Origin of the sequence: Nocardia sp. NPDC051900, assembly GCF_044452545.1 — a bacterium.
In the GTDB taxonomy this organism is placed as follows: Bacteria; Actinomycetota; Actinomycetes; order Mycobacteriales; family Mycobacteriaceae; genus Nocardia; species Nocardia sichangensis.
The window spans coordinates 175,997-183,268 of the sequence record NZ_JBITBU010000011.1; the positions used below are offsets into that span (position 1 = coordinate 175,997).

9 protein-coding genes and 1 tRNA gene are annotated in these 7,272 nt (G+C 67.0%); 3 read left to right on the forward strand and 7 right to left on the reverse strand.

The features are described 5' to 3' along the window. Positions 1-30: 30 nt before the first annotated feature. A complete protein-coding gene (locus ACIA5H_RS20800) occupies positions 31-252 on the forward strand; it encodes a DUF3618 domain-containing protein (RefSeq protein ID WP_379254230.1) in 222 nt (73 codons plus the stop codon). 62 nt (positions 253-314) lie between these two features. Here the strand turns inward: ACIA5H_RS20800 and ACIA5H_RS20805 are convergent, their stop codons facing one another. Then, a complete protein-coding gene (locus ACIA5H_RS20805; protein ID WP_355075846.1) occupies positions 315-611 on the reverse strand; it encodes an excalibur calcium-binding domain-containing protein in 297 nt (98 codons plus the stop codon). A 139-nt stretch (positions 612-750) separates the two neighbouring features. Further along, the gene (locus ACIA5H_RS20810; RefSeq protein WP_397077101.1) at positions 751-1,728 is read right to left on the reverse strand and encodes a pirin family protein; all 978 of its coding nucleotides are present in this window, start codon (positions 1,726-1,728) and stop codon (positions 751-753) included. 70 nt (positions 1,729-1,798) lie between these two features. Between ACIA5H_RS20810 and ACIA5H_RS20815 the strand changes: the two genes are divergently transcribed. Next, on the forward strand, positions 1,799-2,251 hold the full coding sequence (locus ACIA5H_RS20815) for a MarR family winged helix-turn-helix transcriptional regulator (RefSeq protein ID WP_355075850.1): 453 nt from the start codon (positions 1,799-1,801) through the stop codon (positions 2,249-2,251). 19 nt (positions 2,252-2,270) lie between these two features. Here ACIA5H_RS20815 and ACIA5H_RS20820 read toward each other — a convergent pair whose 3' ends face one another. From ACIA5H_RS20820 to ACIA5H_RS20835, 4 genes are all read right to left on the reverse strand, one after another. After that, the gene (locus tag ACIA5H_RS20820) at positions 2,271-2,807 is read right to left on the reverse strand and encodes a DUF1992 domain-containing protein (protein WP_397077102.1); all 537 of its coding nucleotides are present in this window, start codon (positions 2,805-2,807) and stop codon (positions 2,271-2,273) included. Positions 2,808-2,899: 92 nt separating this feature from the next. Further along, positions 2,900-3,214 (reverse strand): hypothetical protein, encoded by a 315-nt coding sequence (locus ACIA5H_RS20825; protein ID WP_356968314.1) that lies wholly within the window; start codon positions 3,212-3,214, stop codon positions 2,900-2,902. Between the two features lie 137 nt (positions 3,215-3,351). Then, on the reverse strand, positions 3,352-3,984 hold the full coding sequence (locus tag ACIA5H_RS20830) for a transglycosylase SLT domain-containing protein (RefSeq protein ID WP_356968312.1): 633 nt from the start codon (positions 3,982-3,984) through the stop codon (positions 3,352-3,354). Between the two features lie 711 nt (positions 3,985-4,695). Then, a tRNA-Lys gene (locus tag ACIA5H_RS20835) sits at positions 4,696-4,768 on the reverse strand. 305 nt (positions 4,769-5,073) lie between these two features. On the opposite strand from ACIA5H_RS20835, the gene ACIA5H_RS20840 reads away from it, so the two are divergent. Further along, complete coding sequence (locus ACIA5H_RS20840) at positions 5,074-6,312, forward strand: Ig-like domain-containing protein (RefSeq protein ID WP_397077103.1); 1,239 nt, start codon at positions 5,074-5,076, stop codon at positions 6,310-6,312. Positions 6,313-6,376: 64 nt separating this feature from the next. On the opposite strand, the gene ACIA5H_RS20845 is transcribed toward ACIA5H_RS20840, so the two are convergent. Beyond that, the gene (locus ACIA5H_RS20845; protein WP_355075858.1) at positions 6,377-6,628 is read right to left on the reverse strand and encodes a hypothetical protein; all 252 of its coding nucleotides are present in this window, start codon (positions 6,626-6,628) and stop codon (positions 6,377-6,379) included. Positions 6,629-7,272: the final 644 nt, after the last annotated feature.

Below are 7,272 nucleotides of genomic sequence, written 5' to 3' on the forward strand. Positions count from 1 at the left end.
GTGCGGCAATCGACAACAGGAGGGTGGAACGTGGCAAGGGATACCGAGCGGATCGAGCACGAAATCGAGGCCGCCCGCACTCGGCTGGCGAGCACGCTCGACGAACTCGCGGTACGCGCGGACCCGCATCGGATCGCGGACGACACCAAGCAGATCGTGGTCTCGAAGTTGAACGAGCCGAAGGTGAAATACAGCCTGATCGGCGCCGCCGCGGTCGTCGTCGGGCTGGTGCTGCTCAAGATCTTCCGCTGAGCTGGAAAACGACGACACCCGGTGTGGCGATGCCCACCGGGTGTCGTCGTTTCGCGGTCGGTTCAGACCGTCGGGCAGGCGAAGCCGTCGCCGTCGGGATCCAGGTGCGGGCCGTAGCCCGGTTCGCCGCGGAACAGCGGCGCGTGTCCCGCGGCGCGGGCGTCGTCGCAGTTGGCGTAGGCGCCACCGGCCGAACCGGTCTGCGACAGACCGGCCGAGCCGGTCGCGGCGGAGCCGGTGTCGACGGCCGAGGAGCCCGTTCCGGCGGATCCGGACGGAGGGGCGGCTAGGGCGGCAGGAGCCGCGAGAAAGGTCAATCCCGCGATGGCCGCGCTGACGGAGAGCCGGCGAACGTTCATGTATTCCTCTATGTATGTGGTTGCTGCGGTGGATGGGCGTCCGACCGGACGCCGCATCCACTGTTGTGACGGGCCGCTCTCTTGTCAACCTCGCAGGGACGGAACTAGGGGATTAGGGGATCGCACCCAGTGCCGTGGCTCAGGAGGTCGTCCCGGTGCCGCGGATGTGTTCCGCTGGGATGTTTCCCATGCGTCCGGCCTGGTAGTCCTCCATCGCTTCGATGATCTCCGCGCGAGTGTTCATCACGAACGGCCCGTACTGCACCACCGGTTCGCGGATCGGCTGTCCGCCGAGCAGCAGGACTTCGAGCGCTCCGGTCCGATTGTCTTGGCGCGCATCGGCTGTCACGCTGATCGCGTCTCCGCGGCCGAAGACCGCGAGCTGCCCCTCGTGCAGCGGCCTGCGCTCCGCGCCCACCGTGCCGCTGCCGGACAGCACGTACGCCATCGCCGTGAACTCTTGCGGCCAAGGCGTTTCGAGGATCCCGCCGGGCGTGATCGACGCGTGGGCGTAGGCGATCGGGGTGTATGTCGAACCGGGGCCGGTGAATCCGCCGACCTCTCCGGCGATGAGCCGCACCAGCGCGCCGCCGTCGTGCGAACTCACCAGCGTCAGTTCGCGAGCGCGCAGGTCCTGGTAGCGCGGCGTGGCGAACTTGAGCGCGCGCGGCAGGTTCACCCACAGCTGGATGCCGTGGAACCAGCCGCCGGAGGCGACCATCTCCTCCGGCGGGACCTCGTCGTGCAGGATGCCGGAGCCCGCGGTCATCCACTGGGTGTCGCCTTCGCCGATGACGCCGCCGCCGCCTTGCGAGTCGTGGTGCACCATGGTGCCGTCGAGCATGTAGGTGACCGTCTCGAAGCCGCGGTGCGGATGCCACGGGGCACCCTTCGCCTCGTGCGGTTCGTAGGCGACCGGACCCATCTGGTCGAGCAGGATGAAGGGATCGGCCGTGCGCAGATCCATGCTGGGGAACGGCCTGCGCACCTCGAATCCCGCGCCTTCGCGCTGTTTGTGCGCGGTGACCACGCTCCGGACCGGCCGTTGGCGCAGGGTCGCGTCCGGGCGGGGGAGGCGTGGCAGGACCATGATGTCGGGAACGGTGACGGCGGGCATGGGGACCTCCTCGGGAGTTGGTGTCCATGTCAACCAACGGTGACTACACTTCATTCCCATGGTCCGGTGGTTGAGTGACGACGAGCAGGCGACGTGGCAGGCCTACGTGCGGCTGCGCCAGCGTTTGGACGGGGCGATTTCCGCCGGGCTGGCCGAGGACGGCCTGTCCCTGGCGGACTACGAACTGATGGTGGCGCTGTCGGCAGCCGCCAACGGGTGTCTGCGCGCCAAAGAGCTGGCTACCGAGGTGTGCTGGGAGAAGAGCCGGCTGTCCAAGCATCTGGCCAGGATGGACGCGCGCGGACTGGTCGAGCGGCGCCCCGCGGAGGAGGATGCCCGCGGCATCATCGTGCAGCTCACGCCGCAAGGGCGGGTGGCGCTGGAGCGGGCCGCGCCCAACCACGTCGATCTGGTCCGTCGCGTCTTCGTCGAGCTGATGACGCCGGGTGAGGCGCGTGCGCTGCGCGCGCTGGCGGACAAGGTGGTCACCGAGGTCGAGCAGGTGACCGAACTCGGCGCCTGATCGCCGTTCGTTCCCGCCGCTATCCGGCTTCGGTGTCGTGCCGCCGCCATCGACGCCACCACTGGCGGCGTGGACGCGGCGCGATGCGGCCGGCCTGTGCTCGGGCGGGGCCGGTGGCTTCGAGACTGGGTTGCGCGCGTTTCGGCCTCGCGGCCTCGCGTGCGCGCCTCCATTGCTCGACGATCTCGTCCGCGTTCACCGGAGCGATCGGGACGAACGGTCCTTGCGGCATCCGCAGCCACTCCACGATGCGTTTGTTGAGTTCACTCACGGCCGCTCGCACCTCCCGTTCGCCGGTCGCATCACGCACGGTCTCGGGCAAGTGCTCGATATCGCGTCGCAGCAACAGCGACGGGGGCAGCAGCGCGTCACCGCTGACTCCTTCGCGACGCAGATATGCGCGCAGCCACCAGTCCTCGTCGGGAGCCGTGCCCACTCCGGGAATCGGTTTGCCGGTACCGGGCAGGTTGTCGAATTCGCCGCGCTCGGCCGCCTCGCGGATCTGCTTGTCGATCCACGATTCGAAGGTCTGCTTCGGCGGCTTGCGCTCGGTCATCGTGACGGCTGAGTCGGCGGGTGCATGACGCTAGTCTACGGAAGTCTGTAGTAGACACAGAAAACGTTGAAGCGCAAAGACTTTCGCGTAACTCAGGACCACGGCGTGATCGGCGGCTTCACCCAGAGCAGTTTCTCGTCGGTGTGTTCGCGCCGGGCAGCGGGATGCCGCGGATGTCGGGCGGCCCAGTCGTCCTTCTCCGTCAGCAGCCGTGCCACCGCGGTCCAGGTCTCGTCGGTGCTCGGCGGATTCGTTCCGGCGGCCCTGGCCAGTTTGCGCCGTACCGGCGCGGGCATCGCGAGCACCTCGGAGCCGGTGATGCCACGGGGCCAGAGGTAACTCGCCAGCCGGCGTGCTTTCTCGGCGCGGCTCTTGGCCGCCGCGTCGTTGTGTGCGTAGTCGGTCACGGCAAGGTCCAGGGGGTCGCGGGTATGTGGACCATTATTGCCGGAGCCGCAGATCCGCCTGCCCGACCGCGCGGACACGGCCGGAAAGCGCGCAGCCTCCCCATCCGATGGATGGGGAGGCTGCGTGACGGTGTGGATCAGTACGCGCTGTTGACGTTGTCCATCGAGCCGTAGCGGTGCGCCGCGTAGTTGCAGGCGGCGGCGATGTTGGCGACCGGGTCCCAGATGTCGAAGGGCGTGCCTGCGACGTGGTAGGCGGCGAAGGTGGGGTCGATCACCTGGAGCAGGCCCTTGGACGGGATGCCCATGGCGGCGTTGGAGTCCCACAGGTTGATGGCCTGGGGGTTGCCCGTCGACTCGCGCATGATGTTGCGGTAGATGCCGTTGTAGGTGCCGGGGATGCCGTTCGCCGACATGATGTCGAGCGCCTGGCGGATCCAGCCGTCCAGGTTGTCCGCGTAGACCGGCGGGGCCGGGGCGGGCATCGGGGCCGGGACCGGGGCCGCCTCCGGAGCGGGCGCGGGGGCGGGGGCGGGCGCGGGTGCGGGCATCGGCGCGGGGATCGCCTCGGCCGCCGGTGCGGCGACCGGAGCGGCGGCGGCCTCGGGCTGCTGCTCGGCCACCATGGCGATGCGAGACGGGACGCTGTTGTCGGCAACGGACGCCGCGGAGCAGGCGGCCACGGCGACGACACCCGCGGCGGCGAAGGCGACGGTGACGGTTTCGCGGAGCGAGGGGCGGCGAAGGGTGGAAAGGCGTCTGTCAGGCATTGCGAATCGGTTCCTTGATCGGGGACTTACTCGATCCGGCCGCAGTTGGGCAGCACGGATCCTGCGGCGTACGCTCGTGTGCGTTCGCCGAAACGGCCATGTGCTTTTGTGTGGTTTTGTTGTGGGGGACGCTGATGTCCCCGGAACGCGACGCTTCTGCGTGCGGCACCGGATCGCCCTCGGTGGGCTCGGCCGCTTGTCGCGCGAGACTCCGCATCCTCGATGCGGTGAGACGGGCGGAAGTATGGGATTGCGGGTCCGTTGCCGGATTCCGCTCCGCCGATCACGTGGCGGGCAGGGTGCCTGCCGTGTGATCGTTACCGAATCGGTGTCTACAACTCCTCGGGCTGACCAAACTTCAGGTCGCTTTGTGACCTGATTGCAGAATGGTCACGCATGGTTAACAGACGGTGAACTGATCATGAACGGCAGGCGCTGGCGATCTTGGAAAGGCCAGGACGCGGTTGCCGAATCGTTATCCAAGCTGGGAGTTTGCCGTTAAACCTCTTGTGCCGCAGGTCACAGAAATTTTTGGGCGTACAGGTGGATTTCGCGGCGATCGCGGGCGTATAGCTGTCCGAATTGAGACCACTGGTGCAACTGGGAAAAAGTCCAGGTCACGGTGATGTCACGGAAATCGGGCCATCGTGAAGACGAAAAAAACCGTGCCCTTGCCAGCCGATGACTGGCAAGGGCACGGTTTGCGTGTTGTGCGCCATCAGGGACTCGAACCCCGAACCCGCTGATTAAGAGTCAGCTGCTCTGCCAATTGAGCTAATGGCGCTTGCTCCGTGTTCCGGTGCGGGACAAACCTTAACAGGCCGGGGCCGCAGAAGTGAAATCGTGTCCTGACCGGCGCGGATGTGATGCTCTCCGCCGCCGTAACGCGGGGGTTCGCCGCGGTGATCTAGTGGTGGTAACGCTGCAGTGACGGACTAGGTGTTCACATTGGCCAGGACGTGACGCACTGGCAGAATGTCCGATTGTGGTTTCGACCGCCCGCGTACACGGCGGGGTGAGCGGCGTGGCGGTCGGTATCCGAAGCCCTCGGTGTGTCCTGGAGCGCCGAGACTTTGAAACGGGGTTGAAATGAGTTTTGGTCGAGGTCGGCACGTGCGCAAGCCGACTATGAGGCGGTCGCTACGCACGTTCGCGGGACCGGTGATAGTTGTCGCGGTCGCCGCGCTGGCATTGACCGGATGTTCGGCATCCGACGCCAAGGACGCGGCTCAGGTGGCCATCGACCGCAACCCCATCACGGAACTGATCAAGCCGAAGCTGTTGTCGCCGGTGAAGGATGGCGAGGTAGGGGTTTCGCCGGGCGTCCCGCTGGCGTTCAAGGTGGAAGACGGCAAGTTCACCAACGTGAGTTTGGTCAGCCCGCAGGGCAAGCCGGTGGAGGGCAAGCTCGCCGGGGACGGGCGTTCGTGGGAGACCACCGAGGTGCTCGGCTACGGCAAGACCTACCGACTGAAGGCCGACGCGATCGGGCTCGGCGGGGCGAACTCCGCGACGCTGAGTTTCACCACGAGTTCGCCCGGTAATCAGACCAAGCCCTACCTGGTGCCCGGCGAGGCGGAGGTCGTCGGTATCGGACAGCCGGTGGCCGTCCAGTTCGACGAGAACATCCCCGACCGGAAGGCCGCGCAGGATGCGATCAAGATCACCACGGAGCCGCCGGTGGAGGGCGCGTTCTACTGGGTGAACAACCGCGAGGTGCGCTGGCGGCCGGAGCATTTCTGGGCGCCGGGATCGAAGATCACCGTCGATGTGAACGTCTACGGACGTAATCTCGGCAACGGCCTGTACGGGCAGGACAACATCCACTCGTTCTTCACCATCGGCGACGCGATGGTCTTCACCGCCGACGACAACACCAAGCAGGTCACCGTCGAGTTGAACGGCCAGGTGATCCGCACCATGCCGACCTCGATGGGCAAGGACAGCACCCCCACCGACAACGGGGTCTACATCGTGGCCGACCGCCACGAGAAGATCATCATGGACTCCTCGACCTACGGCGTGGCGGTCAACGCGCCCGACGGGTACAAGACGCCGGTCGACTTCGCGACGCGACTGTCCTACAGCGGCATCTTCTTCCACTCGGCGCCCTGGTCGGTCGGTGCGCAGGGGTACAGCAACACCAGTCACGGCTGCCTGAACCTCAGTCCGGCGAACGCGCAGTGGGTCTTCCAGAACGCCAAGCGCGGTGACATCACGATCGTGAAGAACACCGTGGGCGGCACCCTGTCCGGTGTGGACGGCTTGGGTGACTGGAACATCCCGTGGTCGGTCTGGAAAGCGGGCAACGCCGAAGACAATCGCTGAGCCGAAGCGGAACGCCGAACGGGCCACCGGAGCGAATCCAGTGGCCCGTTCGGCGTTCAGGGGGTCACGGCAGCATGTTGCAACCCAACTGGGCGTCGCCCAGGATCGCGATGGCGCTGCCGGTGGCGGCGCACAGCAGCTTGCTGCCCGCCGATCCGGTGCCGGAGGAGCCGGTGGTGGCCAGGCCGCCCGCCGATCCGCTCGACGCCGAGCCGGAGTCGGGCAGCGGAGGAAGTCCGATTCCCGCGACCGCGGTTCCGCTGGATCCGGTGAGGAGAGTAGCGCCGACGAAGGCTGCGATAACCGCGGAACGCATCACGAGGTGTGTCTTTCTGGTCGAACCGGGAAGGCGCCCCAGCGACACCGTCCCACGTGCACCGCAGTCTACGGACGCGTGGCGGATTCTGGAGTGGTTTCGTTTCACATCGCGGCGAGCGCCGGCGGCAAAAGGTCTGGGGCGCAGCGAAAAAGCCCGTGGCTGAGTGTCAGCCGCGCCCGATCGGGCCGACTCAGCTCTTCTCGGTGGGGGACGTGGGCCGGTTTCCTCGATCGGCGGCGCGAAGCGATGCCCGCGACGAACGCGTCAGGACCCGGCCGGTGCGGCGAGGCGGGCGCTCGGCCTCTGCGGAAGATGATTTCCATAGGCGCCGAGACCTTCGGTGGTCGGCCGTGGCATGAGCGCGCTCAGGCATGAAACGGCACGCCGCATCGTGACGTATTTCGCATGTGGACCCATTCGAGTGCAGGCGCTTGCCGACGGCTTGGGGTCTTGGGAGATGATCGCCGCCTCGGAGAGATACGGACGGCTATTTCACGTCGCGTCGCCTATGCGGGGAATGAACAGAGTAGAGAAGGCGCCGGCCGTAGTGTGGGGACCGCCCCAGATGACGGGTTGGACACCCCCCCACCGGGGGTGTGGGGCCGGGCTCGAAAACGCCCCACCCCCGCTCAAAACCACGT

Coding starts and splice junctions, on each gene's coding strand:
- ACIA5H_RS20805 (WP_355075846.1), bottom strand. CDS start 611: ATGAACGTTCGCCGGCTCTCCGTCAGCGCGGCCATCGCGGGATTGACC.
- ACIA5H_RS20810 (WP_397077101.1), bottom strand. CDS start 1,728: ATGCCCGCCGTCACCGTTCCCGACATCATGGTCCTGCCACGCCTCCCC.
- ACIA5H_RS20820 (WP_397077102.1), bottom strand. CDS start 2,807: ATGACCGAGCGCAAGCCGCCGAAGCAGACCTTCGAATCGTGGATCGAC.
- ACIA5H_RS20830 (WP_356968312.1), bottom strand. CDS start 3,984: ATGCCTGACAGACGCCTTTCCACCCTTCGCCGCCCCTCGCTCCGCGAA.
- ACIA5H_RS20840 (WP_397077103.1), top strand. CDS start 5,074: ATGAGTTTTGGTCGAGGTCGGCACGTGCGCAAGCCGACTATGAGGCGG.
- ACIA5H_RS20845 (WP_355075858.1), bottom strand. CDS start 6,628: ATGCGTTCCGCGGTTATCGCAGCCTTCGTCGGCGCTACTCTCCTCACC.